Source organism: Variovorax sp. P5_A3 (assembly GCF_056400665.1).
The window spans coordinates 23,291-37,512 of sequence record NZ_JBFUKW010000048.1 but is presented as its reverse complement, the minus strand read 5'-3'; the positions used below and the strand labels follow the sequence as shown (position 1 = coordinate 37,512).

Annotated in this window: 16 protein-coding genes and 1 pseudogene; 5 read left to right on the top strand and 12 right to left on the bottom strand. The window is 66.0% G+C overall.

Annotated features, from left to right (window positions below):
* A pseudogene (locus tag AC1D3B_RS35550) lies at positions 1-292 on the bottom strand (GNAT family N-acetyltransferase); the annotation flags it as partial.
* 91 nt (positions 293-383) lie between these two features.
* Positions 384-632 carry a DUF1272 domain-containing protein gene (locus AC1D3B_RS35545; RefSeq protein WP_478195363.1) on the bottom strand — a complete coding sequence of 83 codons (249 nt, stop codon included), beginning with the start codon at positions 630-632 and terminating at the stop codon, positions 384-386.
* Between the two features lie 689 nt (positions 633-1,321).
* Here AC1D3B_RS35545 and AC1D3B_RS35540 point away from each other — a divergent pair.
* Positions 1,322-2,191 (top strand): amino acid ABC transporter substrate-binding protein, encoded by an 870-nt coding sequence (locus AC1D3B_RS35540; protein WP_478195362.1) that lies wholly within the window; start codon positions 1,322-1,324, stop codon positions 2,189-2,191.
* A 334-nt stretch (positions 2,192-2,525) separates the two neighbouring features.
* Positions 2,526-3,119 carry a hypothetical protein gene (locus tag AC1D3B_RS35535; protein ID WP_478195361.1) on the top strand — a complete coding sequence of 198 codons (594 nt, stop codon included), beginning with the start codon at positions 2,526-2,528 and terminating at the stop codon, positions 3,117-3,119.
* Here the strand turns inward: AC1D3B_RS35535 and AC1D3B_RS35530 are convergent.
* The 6 genes from AC1D3B_RS35530 to AC1D3B_RS35505 all read right to left on the bottom strand — a co-directional run bounded on the left by AC1D3B_RS35530 (position 3,116) and on the right by AC1D3B_RS35505 (position 8,013).
* Positions 3,116-3,349 (bottom strand): hypothetical protein, encoded by a 234-nt coding sequence (locus AC1D3B_RS35530; protein ID WP_478195360.1) that lies wholly within the window; start codon positions 3,347-3,349, stop codon positions 3,116-3,118. The two genes, AC1D3B_RS35535 and AC1D3B_RS35530, sit on opposite strands and share 4 nt — an antisense overlap.
* Positions 3,350-3,483: 134 nt before the next feature.
* Entirely contained in the window at positions 3,484-3,942 is a 459-nt protein-coding gene (locus AC1D3B_RS35525; protein ID WP_478195359.1) for a hypothetical protein, read from the bottom strand.
* A 20-nt stretch (positions 3,943-3,962) separates the two neighbouring features.
* Complete coding sequence (locus tag AC1D3B_RS35520; protein WP_478195358.1) at positions 3,963-4,769, bottom strand: DUF2092 domain-containing protein; 807 nt, start codon at positions 4,767-4,769, stop codon at positions 3,963-3,965.
* A 70-nt stretch (positions 4,770-4,839) separates the two neighbouring features.
* Positions 4,840-5,226, bottom strand: coding sequence for a response regulator transcription factor (locus AC1D3B_RS35515; protein ID WP_478195357.1), 387 nt, complete (start codon positions 5,224-5,226; stop codon positions 4,840-4,842).
* A gap of 364 nt (positions 5,227-5,590) precedes the next feature.
* The gene (locus AC1D3B_RS35510) at positions 5,591-6,211 is read right to left on the bottom strand and encodes a response regulator transcription factor (protein ID WP_478195356.1); all 621 of its coding nucleotides are present in this window, start codon (positions 6,209-6,211) and stop codon (positions 5,591-5,593) included.
* Positions 6,208-8,013, bottom strand: a complete 1,806-nt coding sequence (locus AC1D3B_RS35505; protein ID WP_478195355.1) for a sensor histidine kinase — start codon at positions 8,011-8,013, stop codon at positions 6,208-6,210. The genes AC1D3B_RS35510 and AC1D3B_RS35505 overlap by 4 nt, the downstream gene beginning before the upstream one ends.
* 342 nt (positions 8,014-8,355) lie before the next feature.
* Here AC1D3B_RS35505 and AC1D3B_RS35500 point away from each other — a divergent pair, with 342 nt between their 5' ends.
* Positions 8,356-8,907: an OmpA/MotB family protein gene (locus AC1D3B_RS35500; RefSeq protein WP_478195354.1), complete on the top strand. Its 552-nt coding sequence runs from the start codon at positions 8,356-8,358 to the stop codon at positions 8,905-8,907.
* Between the two features lie 55 nt (positions 8,908-8,962).
* On the opposite strand, the gene AC1D3B_RS35495 is transcribed toward AC1D3B_RS35500, so the two are convergent.
* Positions 8,963-9,706, bottom strand: a complete 744-nt coding sequence (locus tag AC1D3B_RS35495) for an SDR family oxidoreductase (RefSeq protein ID WP_478195353.1) — start codon at positions 9,704-9,706, stop codon at positions 8,963-8,965.
* A 100-nt stretch (positions 9,707-9,806) separates the two neighbouring features.
* On the opposite strand from AC1D3B_RS35495, the gene AC1D3B_RS35490 reads away from it, so the two are divergent.
* Together AC1D3B_RS35490 and AC1D3B_RS35485 are read left to right on the top strand one after the other, a co-directional pair.
* On the top strand, positions 9,807-10,712 hold the full coding sequence (locus AC1D3B_RS35490; protein ID WP_478195352.1) for an AraC family transcriptional regulator: 906 nt from the start codon (positions 9,807-9,809) through the stop codon (positions 10,710-10,712).
* Between the two features lie 71 nt (positions 10,713-10,783).
* Positions 10,784-12,109: a ClC family H(+)/Cl(-) exchange transporter gene (locus AC1D3B_RS35485; RefSeq protein WP_478195351.1), complete on the top strand. Its 1,326-nt coding sequence runs from the start codon at positions 10,784-10,786 to the stop codon at positions 12,107-12,109.
* Position 12,110: 1 nt separating this feature from the next.
* Here AC1D3B_RS35485 and AC1D3B_RS35480 read toward each other — a convergent pair whose 3' ends face one another.
* The 3 genes from AC1D3B_RS35480 to AC1D3B_RS35470 are packed head-to-tail and all read right to left on the bottom strand — an operon-like array spanning position 12,111 to position 14,206.
* On the bottom strand, positions 12,111-12,398 hold the full coding sequence (locus AC1D3B_RS35480) for a hypothetical protein (protein WP_478195350.1): 288 nt from the start codon (positions 12,396-12,398) through the stop codon (positions 12,111-12,113).
* A gap of 29 nt (positions 12,399-12,427) precedes the next feature.
* Positions 12,428-13,261, bottom strand: coding sequence for an alpha/beta hydrolase (locus AC1D3B_RS35475; RefSeq protein WP_478195349.1), 834 nt, complete (start codon positions 13,259-13,261; stop codon positions 12,428-12,430).
* A gap of 48 nt (positions 13,262-13,309) precedes the next feature.
* Positions 13,310-14,206 (bottom strand): M48 family metallopeptidase, encoded by an 897-nt coding sequence (locus AC1D3B_RS35470; RefSeq protein ID WP_478195348.1) that lies wholly within the window; start codon positions 14,204-14,206, stop codon positions 13,310-13,312.
* Between the last annotated feature and the right edge of the window lie 16 nt (positions 14,207-14,222).

The following is a 14,222-nucleotide window of genomic DNA, read 5'->3' as shown; positions in this document are numbered from 1 at the left end:
TCTTCGCCCATGCTCGGCGTACGGCTAGCTTGTGAACGAACGCCGAGGTGCCCGGCAGAACTTCGGGCCAAAAGAAGGTGTCCTCCAACTCGAACTTCATGACCCCAGCCAAGTGCTCGCCGTCACGGGCAACGTGGTAGAGCCCAGCGTTCGTGTCTTGAAGGACGCGTTCATGGCTAGTCTCGACTGCCGACCACAGCGCTCTGCCACCGCTGACGAGCCACTGCGCCGCCTCTTGCAAAATGGAGGCAATCATTGGCGCATCGGAGGGGCGTGCTTCCTCGATTTTCATGGCTAGCGAGGACGGGTCGACGAACGCTCGTACCGACGCTCCGGTGTTTCACCACAAGTCGGCCGGCGCGACCGAGCGCGCGAAGTGAAGGTCAAGGTGCTGCCGCGCAACCTTCGGGCTTGAACACGCGCGTGGTCGAACCCGGGTACTTCTCAAGCTTGACGGCGGGCCGGGATGGGCGCGGCAGCAATTCCCCGCCGCAGTTCGGGCACGTGCCGGCGAGGCGCCGGTTTGAGCAGTCGCTGCAGAAGGTGCACTCGAAGGAACAGATGCGAGCATCGGCTGAATCCGGCGGCAAGTCTCGGTCGCAGCACTCACATCCGGGTCGCATTTGGAGCATGGCGAAGCCTCAAAAAACTTTGTCGATAGAGCTTAAACGAAGGCGGCTTGAACGGTGACGGCGACCGTCGGCTCCTGGCCGATTGTTGCCCGAGTCGCGCTGCACTGGGGCAGGCTCATCTTCAAGCCGCCGAACTGGCATGGATGCAGAAGGAAGCCTCCGGACGCGCTGCGACATTCTTGAGGGCGGATGAAACGCGCAGACTAAGTCGTGCACTTCGTAGCGAGCAACGATTCGCCCGGCCGGGTCCGCAAAGTCATATGTGCTGAGCACTCCATCCAGTCCGTCGTCCAGCGTGTTGTGCTGTGCAACCAGTCTCAGGCTTTGACCAGGCGCAAGCCTCAGCAAATCTTCGTGGGCCTTGAACGTCTTCACAGCGGTGGAATGTAGCGCCCTCAGGCGCTCGATCCCGACATCGCCTCGAACTCCTGGCGAAGGGCGCCTCGCCGTGCTGGTCGATGGCGGGTGTTTGTGGAAACACCTCGTCGTCCCACTCCGTTGCGTACGGCGTGGCCGGGATCTGCGCGACGAGGCCGCAAGCGGCGCGTCCGCGAATCGCGATTGCCAAGCGGTGGTACTGGGCCTCACAATGCGCCGGCTTCGCGGCGCCGTTTCGGTGAGCTCTGCGCAGTGGTCGGCCTGGCCCGGCCTCTTCAGCACCGGAACGGTTCATTCCCAAAGGACTCTGCATGGATTCGCGCATTCTGTCGCTGGTGACGCCGCTCTTGATCTCGACCCTGCTGGGCGCCTGTGCCAGCCCGCCAGCGGGGCCACCCAAAGACTCTCTCGCCCGCATCGGACAGACGCAGACGCTCAAGCTGGGCTATCGCGAGGATGCGAAGCCCTTCTCTTCCAAGGGCGCGGACGGTGCGCCGACAGGCTATTCGGTGGAGCTGTGCAAGCGCGTGGCCAGCTCCCTGCAATCGCAGCTCAAGCTCGCCAAGCTGGATGTGCAATGGGTTCCCGTGACCGCGACGACGCGGATGCAGGCTGTCAGTGACGGCAGCGTCGACATCGAATGCGGCAGCACCTCGCGCACGTTGAGCCGGGAGCAGCAGGTCGACTTCAGCAACACCATCTGGGTCGAGGGCGCTTCGTTCGTGTCGCTTGCGTCCTCACCCATCGCTCGCACTGTCGACCTGAATGGAAAGCGGGTCGGCGTGATTCCGGGCACAACGACCGAGCGGGTGCTCAAGGGGCTGTCTTCGCGCGGTGTGGTGCCTGTGCTCGTGACAGTGCAGACCTCCACAGACGGCATCGCCGCGGTTCGTGATGGAAGGGCCGATGCCTACGCCACCGATCGGTTGATCCTCGTGGGCGAAGTGACAGGCGGTCCGGCCGGTGCGACGCTGCGGCTCAGTGATGACTACCTGTCGATGGAGACCTATGCGCTGATGATGCGTCGCGACCCGGACATGCGGCTCGCGGTCAACCGCGCCCTGGCCGAAACCTATCGCAGTGGCGAGATCGCCAATGTGTTCAGGCAGAGCTTCCCGGCCGGCACCGCGCCATCGCCGTTGATCGAGGCGGCCTACGTGCTGAACGCGTTGCCCGAGTGATGCGCATATTTGGCTGAGGCGAGGACGCGACGCCGCGCGCGACGCGCGTCGTCGATTGGGAAGCACCACCGTAGAAGCCCGTGGCGCCGGCACGGCTGTGAAGCGCCTGCCCTTTGGGGCAACGCGACTGCCCTTTATGCCTATTTTCGGCATCCGGTTGTTCTGTCAGGATGCAGCGGCCAAGAACCGCAGAACTGGAGAGACGCATGGCTACCAAGGCCACCAACATTGACTACCCGCCGAGCCAGGTGCCGGGCTCGCTCAGTGTCGAGAAGGCACTCCAGCTGCTGCAGACGGGAAGCCGGGGCAGCGGGACCTGAGCAAGGAGAAGGCCATGGGATCCGACATCGAGTCCAAGGCGGCCGTGAAGGAGCGGATTGCCAACGAGCTCAAGGAAGTCGCGATCGTCACGGCGTATCTGTTCGTGACCCTCGCCGCGATGAACCTCATGAAGGCGGCGGTACTTCGTGACCACGGGATCCACTTCGGGTACTGGGGCGTTGCCATCGTGAAGGCGCTGCTGCTTGCCAAGTTCATGATGGTCGGCAAAGCACTGAAGCTCGGAGAGCTCAAGCGTAAAGGGCCGCTCATCTGGCCGACGCTGATCAAGGCCCTTGCCTTCGTTGCGCTGCTGGTCGTCCTGTCGATCGTGGAGGAGATCGTGGTCGGCTGGTTTCGCGGCCGCTCTATGGGTGACTCCTTGAGCGAACTGTTCGGCCCGGGACTGCTGGAACTGCTGGCCGGCGTACTCGTGCTGTTGCTGGTGCTCATTCCCTATTTCGCCTTCCTGGTGCTCGCCGAAACCCTGGGCGAACGTAGGCTGGTCACCATGTTCCTGGTGGACCGCCATGCGGGCGAAGAAGGACCGTCGGCCTTGCCGGGACGGTCCGATCAAGAGAATGCGGTCCCGAGGGATCGCGGTCGCTAGTAGCGCCTGCGAACCGCCGCGTTGCCATTCGGCCCGACGCAACCCTCGCGGTACACACCCTTGGCGCAAGTGACCTGCGCCGGTGCCGGCTTCTTGACCACTGCGGCGCCGTTGGGGCCTGCGCAACCCTCGCGGTAGACGCCCTTGGCGCAAGTGACTGCCCAGGACGCAGACGGAATCATTCCGAGAATGCCCAACGTGGCTGTCGCGGCGAGCAAGTAGCGCTTCATGACGATCTCCTAGGGTGATGCCGAAGAATTGACGGCGGTGTGGATTCGGGCGGAAGGGGATCGCCCGTTACCTTCATTCGCATGATCGCGCGATGGGACGCAGTCGGGAATGGGGTCGACGGGCGAAGTGTCGGTCACGGCGCGGGCACGACCTCGTAATACACGCCGCTGGAACCGAAGTACGGCTTGTACCAGGTGTTGCCGAACTGGTAGAAGTTGGCGCCGTTCACCACCATGCTGCGAGCGCCGACGGGCAACGCGGCAATCTGTGTGCCGAGCGGCATGTCGCCCTGCACCATATAGGGGGCCGGTTGCACGACCACCGCCGGCTGCTGCACCACCACCGTGGCGGGACGGCTCGCATCGGCGATCGCTGCGCCCACCGCCATGCCCGCGACCGCGCCGACGGCGGCGCCGCACCCATAGCAGCCCGCGGGACGATAGTAGGGGTGGTAGGGGTGGTAGCCGCCGACCGCCACCGCGCCGCCGCGCCATCCGCCGGCGGCCGCGATCCACGCGTTCGCGTCGGACAGGGGAACGAGGGCGCCGGCCACGACGGCCGCGCCGAAGATGAGTGTCTTGATCTGTTTCATCGCAATGCTCCTTGATGTGGTCACTTGGCAGGGCCCATCTGCTTGAACTCGAGCTTCGCGGCGCCCGGCGGGATGGTGGCGATGAAGGTCTTCGCGGGCACCGGCGCATTGAGTTTCCATTCGGAGAGCTCGACCGTGAAGGTCGGCTGGCGTTCGCCCGAGCGGTAGGAAACGATCAGCAGGTGCGGCAGCTTGTCCGCGCTGCCGACCCAGACCTCCCAGTCCAACCCCGGCGCGGTAAATGCCAGGTGCTCGGTCTTGACGCCGCCGATGGTCGTCCGGCCAACCCAGAAGGCGCTGGCGAGGTCTTTCGTCAGGAATGCATACGGGTCCGCAACCAGCAGGTCGAGGAAGGGGGCTGTGGCGTCGGAGCCTGGCTGCGTGCTCTGCATCAGCGCCTCGATCGCGCCGCCCGCGGCGTCGCGCTGCGAAAAGAACTTGCGATCGGCGGTGATCACGGTGACCGACTTGCCGTCATAGAAGTTGTCGCTCGGGAACAAGTCGCCGCGCGCTTCGACGAAGAGCTTGTCGGGCCGCTGCATCACCACGCGCGACGATGCGAGAAGGCTCACGAACTGCCCTGTCGGCGAAGGCGTCGGCACGATGCCGCGCACCTTGAAGGCCAGGGTCTTCGCGCCGGCCAGCGTGTCGCTCATGCCCTTGAGCATCGCGAGCGCGCGCTCGTCCTTGAAGTCCTTCGCGGGTGCGGCCACCGGCGCGGGCTTGTTGTCCTGTGCCAGGGCCGCGCTTTCGGCGCCCAGCAGCGCCGTTGCCGCGAGCAGGGCCAGGCCGAGCCGACAGCTGATTCGATTCAAGGTGAGGGTCATCACTGTGCTCCGGGGAGTTGAGATCAATGGAAGTGGGACGCATGGGGCGCGTCGGTCAGCGCCCCGTACCTTACGGCATGCGGCCGGCCTGCACCGCCACGTCGATCGCGGCCAGCAGGTCCTTGCTGTGGAACGGCTTCGCGAGATAGCCCGATGCGCCGCGTCGCATCGCCTCGTCGCGCAGCTGCGGGGCGTCATGTGCGGTGATCACGATGACCGGCGGCCAATTTCCGCGTCTGCGCAATTCGGCCAGCAAATCGAGGCCGGACATGCCGGGCAGATGGAAATCGCTCACGACGCAGTCCGCGTCCATCATCGGGCCGCTCGCCAGCAATGCTTCCGCCGAGGCATAGGTCGCGGTCTTCAGGCCGGCGGCCATGAGCAACCGCTCGATCGCCTGGCGCATGCTGTCGTCGTCGTCCACCACGAGTACTACGCGGGTCGGGATCGATGTCATTGCGGGGAGGCATCGCGCGGGTGACCACGCCGTCGCGAGAAGTGCGATGGGAGCATGTTCATGCGCGACTCCTTCTCTGCGGTGGGGGCAAGTGCCGAAGCTTGCGTTGCCGGATTGCCCGATCGGCGAGGCTGCGTTCAGGCTGAGTTCATCATTGCGCGTCGGCGTGCGAAAGGTAACTGGGTCGAAGGGCAGATCCATTGCCCGAAAGGGAAGCAGAACGCCTCTCTTCACGAGTCGGCGCGTGCCGCATGGGCCGTCATGCTTGCGTTCAGAACTTGAATCCGGCGCCGAAGTAGAGGCCGCCCATGGCCATCTTGTTGAGCATTGCATCGTCGCGCCTGACTGCCCGCGTGCTTCTCGCCTAGGTCGCGCTGTGGTTCAGCTTTTCGGCCAGGGCGCCGAGCTCCGCCGCCGAGTCCGCGCCCAGCTTGACCATCAGCTGCGCGCGCTGCGTCTTGATGGTGCGCTCGCTGCTGCCGAGTTCGTCGGCGATCTGCTTGTTCAGCTTGCCAGCGACGATGCGATCGAAGACTTCCCGTTCACGTGTCGAGAGCGTGGCGAACAAGGCTCGCAGACGCGCAGCCTCCGCGCTCACTGCCCTTTGTGCCGCATCGCGCGCGAGTGCGCGGTCGAGCGCCGCGAACAAGGCATCGCGCTGGATCGGTTTCTCCAGAAAGTCCACCGCCCCGCCCTTCAGGGCCTGCACGGTGGAAGGCACATCCGCATGGCCCGTCAGGAAGACGATCGGCAGCGGGATGCCGCTTTCCTCCAGCGCGCCCTGAAGGTCGAGGCCAGAAGGACCGGGCATGCGGACATCCAGCAGCAGGCAACTCGGACGATCGGGCGGTCGATGCAACAGGAACTCGCCAGCCGACGCGTACCCGCGCGCCTCGAAGCCGGCCATCTCGAGCAAGCGCAGCAGCGCACTGCGCAGCGACTCGTCGTCATCGACAACATGAATGAGCGGTAAAGTGATGTTCATGCGAGGGCGGCGGTCGGAATACTGCCTTCATCATGCACGGGCCACGAGACGGTAAAGACGGTGCCGTTGACGGGATCGCTCTCCACGCGGATGCGGCCCCGATGCGCTTCGACAATGGTCCGCGCGATCGAGAGACCCAATCCCATGCCTCGGCGCTTGGTGCTGAAGAACGAATCGAAGAGCTTGGAAAGGTGTTCCGGGGCGATGCCCGGGCCCCGGTCGCGCACGGTCATGGCCAGTCTTCCGGCCTCCGACTGGACCGACACGACGACAGTGCGCCGGTCCTCGGGCATCTCCGCGACGGCGTCCATCGCATTGAGCGCAAGATTGATGAGCACCTGCTGAACCTGCACGGGATCGCCGAAGACACGGCCAGTCGTCGGCGTGCTTCGCACGAGGAGCGTCACCTCCCTGCGCCGGGCTTCAGCCTGGAGGATCGCGCAGGCGTCGGTGACGACTTCGGCGAGGTCGAGTATCTGGTGGTCGATCTCCTTGTTCGACAGGAGCGTGCGCAGGCGCCGAATGACATTGCTGGCGCGCAGGTCGTCGCGCCGGATGTCGGTCAGGATCATGCGCAGGTCCTCGCGCCGATCAGCGCCGGACTGCAGAAGCATTTCAGCAGCATCGGCGTTGGTCAGGATGGCCGCCAGCGGTTGATTGATCTCGTGAGCGATCGAGGCCGTCAATTCTCCCGCGGTCGCCAGGCGCGATGCATGCGCGAGTTCGCCCCCGAGCTGCACCAGCGCTGTCTCGGCCTTGCGGCGACGGCGGTGTTCCAGCATGAGCGAGGCGATGAGCCCGGCCTGCAGCAGGATCACGGTGCCGCCGATGACGGCCACCGTCCGGTTCGCCTCCCAGAACGTGGGCTGCCTGAACTGGACCACCGCGTCGGGAGGGATGTCCGCGTCGGCGATGCCCCATCGACGTGTCTGCCGCAGGTCGACGTTCAGCTCGTTGGGTATGGCCCTGGGCAGGTTGAGTGACGCGGGCGACACGCCGTCGAGCAGGCTGTTGACGATCTGCCCGGCCTGACGGCCCGTGGCCTCGAAACTCGGGACACGGCCGCCCACGGCGCCGGTGCCGACGAAGCTGCTGAAGGGGCCGTAGACCGGCGCGTTGGCCGCACGGGCGATCAACTGGACCGATTCGCGCGCGGTGTACTTGAGCGTGTCGCCGCCTTGGTAGAAGCCCGGCGTGAAGACGATCCAATCGCCATCCAGCGCATGGAGGCGCTTCAGGAGCTCCTCGGTCGACGCGCCGGCCAGGAATTCGACGGCCAGCCGCCCCCGGAACTGCGCGAAGGCCCCACGCAGCATCGCCTCCCATTCGCGATCGCGCGGCATCGCGCCGGTCACGACAAGAAGATGGTGCGCCTTCGGATGCCACCGCAGCGCCTGTTCGATCGTGCCGGCAGGGTCGTACTCGACCGGTACACCGACCACGTCAGGTGGCAGCACCGGGAACGGATCGGGGTAGGTCCTGAACGCGGCCGTATGGATGATCGGGACACCGGGAAACAGATGCGCGCGATGGTTCAGCAGGAAGTCGAGCGATTGCCGAGCCACGGCGATGACGAGGTCGGGCGTTCGATCGGCGTACTTGTGCTGCAGGTAGGTCGCAACGGTGTTCTCGTAGTCGTCGCCGACGAACTCTGGATAGTCGAGGAACTCGGTGAAGACCTCCACAGGTTGCGCGGCGGTATCGTGGATCGTGGCTCGCAATCCGCGCTCGACATCGACGTTGGCCGGCACCAGACGGCCATTCGAATAGAGCACGAGCACGTTCCGGGCGTCAGCGGCCATGCCGGCCGGGGCGAACAGCAGGCAGCAAACCGCAACGAGCCACCCCTCCAAGCGTCGACCCCGAAGCGTCGCGGCCGAGGACCCTGCGCAAGGATCGCGCCTTGAAGGCCCCTCAGTCTGAATACCCATCGTTCGGTCAAATTGCAAGCGTCGTTACACGGATGATCCACGCAACACGCCTGTAAGTCCACAGTACTAAAGCACTGCGCTTCCCTTTCGGGCAACCGCTTTGCCCTTCGACCCCATTCTCATTGGCGACCTGTCGCGCAAAGATTCCGATGAAGCTGTCGGGCGCAAAGCGGCGCTCGCATCGTGTTTGTTCAACCACCGTGGAGAGAAAGCATGAAATCGATCAAGCTCAGCCTGGTGCTCTGCGCCGCCCTGATGGCCGCAGGTTGCGTGACCGACAAGACCTACAACACCGAGGTGAGCAAAGCCAACACCTACGCGGCGCTCAACCAGAAGCTCTCGGGCGAGTTGAGCAGCGATCAGGCACAGATCACGCAGTTGCAGAACGAGCTCAAGGTGACCTTGGTCAATGAGATCCTTTTCCCCGAAGGCGGCTGGAACCTCAGCCCCAAGGGGGAGGAAACGCTGACCAAGATCGCGCCGACGCTTTCCAATCTGCCGGGTCAGCAGATCATCGTCCAGGGCTTCACCGACAACGAGCCCATCGGGCCGGCATTGCGGAGTCGCTTCCCGTCCAATCTCGAACTCTCGTCGGCGCGGGCGGACAGCGTCGCCCGCTACCTCACGTCGAAGGGCGTGCCGCAGAACTCGATCTCGGCGCAGGGCTTCGGCGATGCGCGCCCTGTGGCGAGCAACGCCACGCCTCAGGGCAAGGCGAAGAACCGCCGCGTCGAGATCGTGATCTCGGCAGCCAACCGGCCGTAGTCAATCATCGGCGCAAGGAGTGCGGCGGCGAGCGCGACGCGGTACCTGCGAGGCCTCACTTCAGCTGAGCCAACGCCACTGCGTCGGCACCCGCCGGAAATCGGAGCCGCCCGGATGCATCGTTCGCGGCACGCCACACCGCCTCGGCCACGTCGGCCTCTGTCGTCACCGCGGCAGGCTGCGCGAAGGACGCGAAGATTTGCCGGGCGTACGGCATGTACGGCTCGGGAATCAGTCCCTCCATGCGCGGCCCGCCATTGCTCGTGAAGCGAGTGGTCGGCGCGTAGCCCGGCTCGACCAGCTTCACGCGCACGTCGAACGCCTCGAGCTCGAACGCGAGCGATGCGGTGAACCCTTCGATGGCCGTCTTGCTCGCGGTGTAGACGGCGACCATCGGCATGGGCGCCAGCGTGGCGCTCGAGGTCACGTTCACCACCACGCCCGATTTCCGCGCACGGAACTGGGGCAGCACGGCCTGCGTCATTGCCATCACGCCGAAGGTGTTGGTCTCGAAAACCTCGCGCGTCGTGGTCATCGGCGTGGCCTCGAAGGCGCCCATGAGTCCGATGCCCGCGTTGTTGACGAGCACGTCGATGGGGCCGCTCGCTTCGATGGCGGCGGCGATGCTCTCGGGCCTGGTCACGTCGAGTGCCAGGACGCGCATGCGGTCGGACCGGGGCAGGCTGTCCTCCTTCGGTGTTCGCATGGTGGCGATGACGTTCCAGCCCTGCGAGTGGAAATGGCGTGCGGTCTCGAGTCCGTAGCCTGAAGAGCAGCCGGTGATGAGTACGGTTTTCATGGCGGTTTCGCTGTTGGTTTGAAGGACAGCGAACGATAGCGATGGCACGTCGGACTATCTACAATGCAAAGTCCGAATTTCATTGGCAATCGTCCGGCAAATGAAAGACCCACTCGCTGAAATCATCACGCTGCTCCAGCCACGTGCCGTGTTCTCGAAGGGCATCTCCGGCGCTGGCCGCTGGGGTGTTCGCTACGCCGACTTCGGTCAGCCGAGCTTCTGCGCCGTGCTCGACGGCAGTTGTCGACTCGCCGTCGACGGGCAGGATGCCCTCACGCTGGAGGCGGGTGACTTCGTGCTCATGCCGGCGACGCCAGGCTTCACGCTGTCCAGTCTCCAACCCGCGACGCCCCAAGTGGTCGACCCGAAGGTTGCGCCCGCGCCCACGGGCGAGGTTCGCCATGGCACGCGCGGTGGACGTCCCGACGTGCGCCTGCTCGGCGGCTACTTCGTCTTCGACTCGTCCAATGCGGATTTGCTGGTGTCGCTGCTGCCGGCGCTGGTGCATGTGCGCGGCGTGGAGCGCCTGTCGCAGCTCGTGCGGCTCGTCGGCGAGGAATCGGGCCAACGCAGGCCAGGCCGCGAACTCGTGCTCACGCGCCTCGTCGAGGTGCTTCTCATCGAGGCGCTGAGGTCGACCCCAGGCGAGGAAACGCCCCCGGGGCTATTGCGCGGCCTTGCCGATGCACGCCTGGCGATGGCGATGCGGCAGATGCATGTCGATCCCGCACGGTCGTGGACCGTGGCCCAACTGGCGAAGAAGGCCGCTCTTTCGCGTTCAGTCTTCTTCGATCGCTTCACGCGGGCCGTGGGGATTCCGCCGATGGAATACCTGCTCGCATGGCGAATGGCCATCGCCAAGGATCTGCTTCGCCGCGACGATGTCGGGGTGGCGGAGGTCGCCGAGCGCGTCGGCTACGGCTCGGCGAGCACCTTCAGCACGGCGTTCAGCCGGCACGTGGGCGAGCCCCCGGGTCGCTATGCGCGTGAGCGCTCGAACGCGTGAGCGGACGTCCTTCCCGTCGCCGTTCAGGTCAATTCGGCTAATGTGTGGGCCTCTTCCCGACTGGAGCAAGCATGGCCAAGCCTTCGGATACGAACGAGAGTCGAGCGGGCACGCTGGTCCTCGCGCTGCTGTCGCTGCTCGTGGGATGCGTCACCGGGCTCGTCTGCGCCATGTTCCGGCTGCTGCTTCAACAGGCCGATACCTTGCGGGGCGACCTCATCGCGCTGGCGCACCGGGAGGGGTTCGTGGGCCTGGCCCTCGTCGTCGCCTGCACGGCAGCGGCGACGGCTGCCGCGGCGGCCCTCGTGAGCAGGATCTCCCCGAATGCCGCGGGCAGCGGCATCCCCGAGGTCGAGGCGGCGATCGCCGGCGGCGAGCCGGGCAGGCCGGTGCGCACGGCAGTGGTCAAGTTCCTCGGGGGCGTGCTCGCCATCGGATCGGGACTGGCGCTCGGGCGCGAGGGGCCCAGCGTGCAGATGGGGCATTCGATCGCCGACGTCTTCGCCCGGCTGTTCCGGCGCAGTCAAATCGACGCTCGGGTGCTCTTCGCCGCAGGCGCCGGCGCGGGGCTCGCCACGGCATTCAATGCGCCGATCGCGGGCGCGGTGTTCGTGCTGGAAGAACTCCTGCGACGGTTCGATACACGCACCGCTGCCGCCGCATTGGGCGCCTCGGCGGGCGCTATCGCGGTGGCGCGCGTCTTCATGGGTGTTGAACCGGACTTCGCCGTACCGCAGCAGGACTTCCCGGGCTTCGCGACGGTGCCGGTCCACATGGCGCTCGGCGTCGTTGCAGCGCTTGCGGCTGCCGTCTACACGCGAGCCGTCCTGGGCGCGCTGGCTGTCGGCGATCGAAGCAACGGATTGCCGGTGATTGCGCGCGCGGCACTGATCGGCGGCGTGGTCGGCCTCCTGGCCTGGTTCGCGCCCGAATGGGTGGGCGGCGGCGACGCGATCACGCAGCAGACGCTGCTGGGCGCCGGCGCCGGGTCGCTGTCCGCGATCGGCCTGCTGTTCGCGGTCCGCTTCCTGCTCGGTCCGCTGTCCTACGCGGCCGGCACGCCCGGCGGCCTGTTCGCGCCGATGCTGGTGCTCGGGGCGCAGATCGGCCTCGTTTTCGGGCGGCTGTACGAACAGTGGTTTCCGGGTGGTGCATCCCCCACCGCCTTCGCGGTGGTCGGACTGGCGGCATTCTTCACGGCGGTCGTCCGCGCGCCGCTGACGGGCATCTGCCTGACGGTGGAGATGACGGGCAGCGTCAACCTGCTGCTGCCGATGCTGGGCGCCTGCTTCGGCGCCATGGTCGTGATGAACCTCCTCGGCATTCCGCCGATCTACGACCTCCTGCGCGAGCGGGCCGAGCGCAGGTTGCGTTCAGCCGGGAATGGCAATTCCTGAGTCAGCCCCGCGCGCCGGCGGCAAGCTGGCAACTGTTGCGCGCTGTCGAGCAAGCCTTCATGGCGTCATTGAGGTGCGGGCGGCAGCTCTTTTCCTTGGCGGTCTTGCAAAACTGGTAGTCGGCCCTGGCGGTCTGCTTGCAGGTGCTGTATTGAAGCTCGCAGGGGGTCTGGCTGCCGCCGTCACCCTGGGCCGAAGCAAGGCCCGAGACAGCAGCGATGATCCATGCGGCGGAGCGGAGCGCGGTTCTTCCCATGTGCGTGCCTTCGTGCGGGGACGGGAACCGCATCTTACTGAGTCCGCCGGCCGCCGCGCGGTTCAGGCGGACTTCGGCTGCGGCAGGACTGCCGTCAAGGCGAAGTCGACGAGATGGAGCCAGGTCGCCTCGAGGCCCATGATGTTGCGGTGGTTGGAGCCGGCGATAGTCTGCACGCTGATGGGCGTGGGCCACGCGGCGATGAGTTTCTCCGAACGCTCCGGCAGCACGACATCGTCCGACTCGGCCAGCAGGACCTGTGTCTTCGCGGCGACCTCCTTGCTGTGCGCGAGGGAGTTGAACTGATGGCGCAGCAGGAGGGAAAGCGGAACCAGCGGGAAGCGTCGCTTGGCCACCTCCAGCATCGAGTCGTAGGGCGTGACCAGTTGCAGGCTCGAGAAGTCCTGTCGCGCCACGAGCTGGATGGCCACGCCAGTCCCCAGGCTTCGACCGACGACGTGCAGCCGTGCATGCGGGAAGGCGCGGCGAAGGTGATCGGCGAACTGGCTCGCGTCCTTGACGGATGCGATCTCGGAAGGATGACCCTCCGAATCGGCCACGCCCCGATAGTTGACCGCACCGAATCCGAAGCCTTCCGGAAGCCAGTGCAGCGCCTGGGCCGTGGCGCGGACGTCCTCGCCTCGACCCGCGAAGTAGATGAAGAGGTCCTGCAGCGCCTCTTCGCCGTGGGGATGGTAGACATAGCCTCGGACCATCCCGCCCGGCACCGTGTGGGAGTAGGTGGAGAAGTCGTCGGACAGGTGGACGACCGGATGCTTGCGAGCGTCGAACAGGATGTGTCCCTGGCGCATCGCGAGAAGGGTCCAATAGGCTGCAATGCTTCCGATCGCAGCGGCCGAAGCCGACAGTGCAACGCGAGCGATTTTGGATGGCAAGGAAAGCTCCAGGGAGGAAGGGTCAGGCGTTCGAAGCGTCGTGTGCTCTCACCAACGCGGCACCGGCTCGTCCTTGAGCTGCTTGCGCAGCAGCTCGTAGTCCGGCATCACGCTTTCGACGGTCTCCCAGAACCGCGCACTGTGGTCCATCACGCGCAGATGGCTCAGCTCATGCGCCACCACGTAATCGATCACCGACATGCGGAAATGCACCAGCCGCCAGTGCAGCCGGATCGCGCCGTCCGCGCTCGCGCTGCCCCAGCGCGTCGATGCGTTCGACAGCGACAGCTTCTTCCATTTCACGCCGAGGCGCGGTGCGAAGTGATCGAGCCGTTCGATGAAGATCCGACGCGCCTGGCGCATGAGCCACGCTTGCGCGGCGTCCCGGATCTGCGCAGGGGTGGCGTTGTTCGCCAGCGCGAGGCGCAGGGTGCGTGCTCCGGTCTCCGTGCCTGCATCGAGCACCGCGCCGATGCCCTCGAAGGCGTGGTGCGGGTCGAGGCGGACGGTCACGTCCTGGCCAAGGAAGGGAAAGGTGACGCCGTCTTTCCACTCGATGCGCGCAGCTTCGAGTCGCTGATGGCGTTGCTGTGTCTCGGTCAGCTTGCGCAGGATCCAGCTGGACTTTTCGAGCACGGCTGCGTCGACGTCGCGCAGCGCCACCCAGCGCGGCGCGCGAACCGAGAGGCCCTCGGCACCGACGACGAAGCCGATGGTGCGGCGCTTGCCGCGCGTGAACTCGTAGGCCACGCGGGCATGGCCCAGCATGACTTCGCGCGTGGCGCGCGGATGCACGAAGCTCGCGGGGCTCAGTGCGTCTTCCAGCGAGATCGAGGGCGGATGCCCGCCGGGTGGCGGCGGGACCTCGGGCGCGCGGGCGACCGGCGGCGGCTCGCCTGCAGGAGCATCGAAGAGATCGAGCGTGAACTGCCGCAGGCTGCGCATGTAGGACGGACCCAGC

Excerpts from the sequence above, each read along its gene's own strand:
- AC1D3B_RS35545 (WP_478195363.1), bottom strand. The coding sequence starts at position 632 with ATGCTCCAAATGCGACCCGGATGTGAGTGCTGCGACCGAGACTTGCCG.
- AC1D3B_RS35540 (WP_478195362.1), top strand. The coding sequence starts at position 1,322 with ATGGATTCGCGCATTCTGTCGCTGGTGACGCCGCTCTTGATCTCGACC.
- AC1D3B_RS35535 (WP_478195361.1), top strand. The coding sequence starts at position 2,526 with ATGGGATCCGACATCGAGTCCAAGGCGGCCGTGAAGGAGCGGATTGCC.
- AC1D3B_RS35530 (WP_478195360.1), bottom strand. The coding sequence starts at position 3,349 with ATGAAGCGCTACTTGCTCGCCGCGACAGCCACGTTGGGCATTCTCGGA.
- AC1D3B_RS35525 (WP_478195359.1), bottom strand. The coding sequence starts at position 3,942 with ATGAAACAGATCAAGACACTCATCTTCGGCGCGGCCGTCGTGGCCGGC.
- AC1D3B_RS35520 (WP_478195358.1), bottom strand. The coding sequence starts at position 4,769 with ATGACCCTCACCTTGAATCGAATCAGCTGTCGGCTCGGCCTGGCCCTG.
- AC1D3B_RS35515 (WP_478195357.1), bottom strand. The coding sequence starts at position 5,226 with ATGACATCGATCCCGACCCGCGTAGTACTCGTGGTGGACGACGACGAC.
- AC1D3B_RS35510 (WP_478195356.1), bottom strand. The coding sequence starts at position 6,211 with ATGAACATCACTTTACCGCTCATTCATGTTGTCGATGACGACGAGTCG.
- AC1D3B_RS35505 (WP_478195355.1), bottom strand. The coding sequence starts at position 8,013 with ATGGCCGCTGACGCCCGGAACGTGCTCGTGCTCTATTCGAATGGCCGT.
- AC1D3B_RS35500 (WP_478195354.1), top strand. The coding sequence starts at position 8,356 with ATGAAATCGATCAAGCTCAGCCTGGTGCTCTGCGCCGCCCTGATGGCC.
- AC1D3B_RS35495 (WP_478195353.1), bottom strand. The coding sequence starts at position 9,706 with ATGAAAACCGTACTCATCACCGGCTGCTCTTCAGGCTACGGACTCGAG.
- AC1D3B_RS35490 (WP_478195352.1), top strand. The coding sequence starts at position 9,807 with ATGAAAGACCCACTCGCTGAAATCATCACGCTGCTCCAGCCACGTGCC.
- AC1D3B_RS35485 (WP_478195351.1), top strand. The coding sequence starts at position 10,784 with ATGGCCAAGCCTTCGGATACGAACGAGAGTCGAGCGGGCACGCTGGTC.
- AC1D3B_RS35480 (WP_478195350.1), bottom strand. The coding sequence starts at position 12,398 with ATGCGGTTCCCGTCCCCGCACGAAGGCACGCACATGGGAAGAACCGCG.
- AC1D3B_RS35470 (WP_478195348.1), bottom strand. The coding sequence starts at position 14,206 with ATGCGCAGCCTGCGGCAGTTCACGCTCGATCTCTTCGATGCTCCTGCA.